At 62.5% G+C, this 2120-nt stretch carries 3 protein-coding genes; all 3 read left to right on the top strand.

Annotated elements, in window-relative coordinates:
• Positions 1–44 precede the first annotated feature (44 nt).
• Positions 45–512, top strand: coding sequence for a LexA family protein (locus tag C7C56_RS04220; RefSeq protein ID WP_106756242.1), 468 nt, complete (start codon positions 45–47; stop codon positions 510–512).
• Positions 509–1813: a Y-family DNA polymerase gene (locus tag C7C56_RS04215; RefSeq protein WP_106756241.1), complete on the top strand. Its 1305-nt coding sequence runs from the start codon at positions 509–511 to the stop codon at positions 1811–1813. The genes C7C56_RS04220 and C7C56_RS04215 overlap by 4 nt, the downstream gene beginning before the upstream one ends.
• Before the next feature lie 69 nt (positions 1814–1882).
• Positions 1883–2120 (top strand): hypothetical protein (locus C7C56_RS29280; protein ID WP_219933103.1); only part of this gene is annotated, 238 nt, incomplete at its 3' end.

Raw genomic sequence — 2120 nt, 5'->3', positions numbered from 1 at the left:
GGAGCTAAATGGATACCCCTTATATTCATACAGTGTAAGTAAAAATGAGAAAATTTCCTGAACACCCCTTCGGGTACGGAGCCATCGACGGTCCCGCAAGCCTCGCGCACGCGCCGCCGCCGTGTCAGCACCAGCATCTGGCCCACAAGATAACGGCAGGATTTCCCTCGCCGGCGGCCGACTACATCGAGGACGGGCTGGATCTCAACGAATACCTGGTCCCCAACAAATGCGCCTCGTTCCTGTTCACCGTCGCCGGCGACAGCATGCGGGACGCCGGCATCCTGGACGGCGACAAGGTGATCGTGGATCGCTCGGTGCCGCCGACCCACGGAAAAATTGTGATCGCTGTAATCGACTCGGAATACACCCTCAAGCGCCTGCACTCGGTCGATGGGACGATCGAGCTGCGATCGGAGAACCCCGCATACGCGTCGATCCGGATGGTCGAGGGCAGCACGCTCGAGGTCTGGGGCGTCGTCGTTGGCTCCATCCGCAGGTACCGGGGATGAGCGCGGGCCCGGCCGACCAAATCTTCGCGCTGGTCGATGTCAACAACATGTACGTGTCCTGCGAGAGGGCTTTCAACCCGAAGTTGCGCGGCCGGCCTGTCGTCGTCCTGTCGAACAATGACGGCTGCGCGGTGGCGCGCAGCAACGAGGTCAAGGCCCTGGGCGTCAAGATGGGCGCCCCCTGGTTTGAGATGAAGGACCTGGTGCGCCAGCACGGCATCATCGGCCTGTCCTCCAATTACACCCTGTACGGCGACATGTCGAACCGGATCATGACGATCCTGCGCACCTACAGCCCCAACGTCGAGGTGTATTCGATCGACGAGTCCTTCCTGAACCTGGCCGGCATGTCCAGCCTATGGGAATCGCCATCGGCGATGGGCCAGGACATCCGCGCCAAGATCCTGCAGTGGACGACGCTGCCCGTCTGCGTCGGCATCGGCTCGTCCAAGACCTTGGCGAAGCTGGCCAACCACGTCGGTAAGAAAGTCCCCCTGTTCGACGGCGTGTGCGACTTCACCACGATGTCGGCGGCGCGCGAGCGCTGGCTGCTCGAGCGGATCGCCGTGGGCGAGGTGTGGGGCGTCGGTCGCCGCATCGGCGCCGCGCTAGAGGGCATGGGCATCACGACGGTCCAGGCGCTCAAGGACACCGAGCCGCGTGACATGCGCGCCCGCTTCGGCGTGGTTATGGAGCGCACGTGCAACGAGCTGCGCGGCCTGTCCTGCCTGGCGCTCGAGGAGATCGCGCCCCCGCGGCAGGAGATCGTCTCGTCGCGCAGCTTCGGCGAGCTGGTCACGTCCGTCGACGAGCTGGCCGAGGCGGTCACGCTGTACGTCGCGCGCGCCGGCGAGAAGCTGCGCGGCCAGCACAGCGTGTGCGGCGCCATCCACATTTTCATCCAGACCAACCCGTTCCGCCGGCAGGACGAGCAGTACAGCAACGGCGTCAGCATCCCGTTCGCCGAACCGACCGCGGACAACCGCGAGCTCACCGGCGCCGCGCTGCGCGGCCTGCGCAGGATCTACCGCCCGGGCTTCCGCTACAAAAAGGCGGGCGTCATGCTCATGGACCTGAGCCCTGACAAGGGAGGCCAGGGCACGCTATTCGAAAGCGGGCGGCCGCGTGGGGAGTCGCAAAAATTCATGGCGGTTTTCGATGCATTGAATAAACGCTATGGCAAGGACACTCTCCAGCTGGCATCGGCCGGCACCAGCAACCGCTGGGCCATGAGGGCGGGGAACCGGACACCGAAGTACACTACCAGCTGGCAAGAACTCCCGACTGTACGCGCAAAATAAAGTCACCGTAGTACATCGCTCAGTCGCTTCGGTGACATAGGCTGTTCCATTTAATCATCATCATGTACAGTGGGCAAGATCGACCGGCTGCTTTCAAGTCCTGTATCACGGTGTCCAAATTTAGCGCATGCGCGGCATTACAGCTGCCTGGTCAAGGAAGTCAAACGTTTGCGTCAGATTGCCATGGCCAAAGGCTTCCAGGGACGGTTAATGGACATGGCTGTGCCAAGCCTCGAGGAAATGGCGCACTATAGTTTCCACTACCATCCCGGCCAATACCCGGCGCGTCAGATGTATAAGGGCAGTT

This window comes from Massilia glaciei, assembly GCF_003011895.2.
Lineage (GTDB): Bacteria > Pseudomonadota > Gammaproteobacteria > Burkholderiales > Burkholderiaceae_D > Telluria_A > Telluria_A glaciei.
The sequence above is the reverse complement of the archived record's forward strand: the minus strand, read 5'-3'. Positions and strand labels throughout refer to the sequence as shown.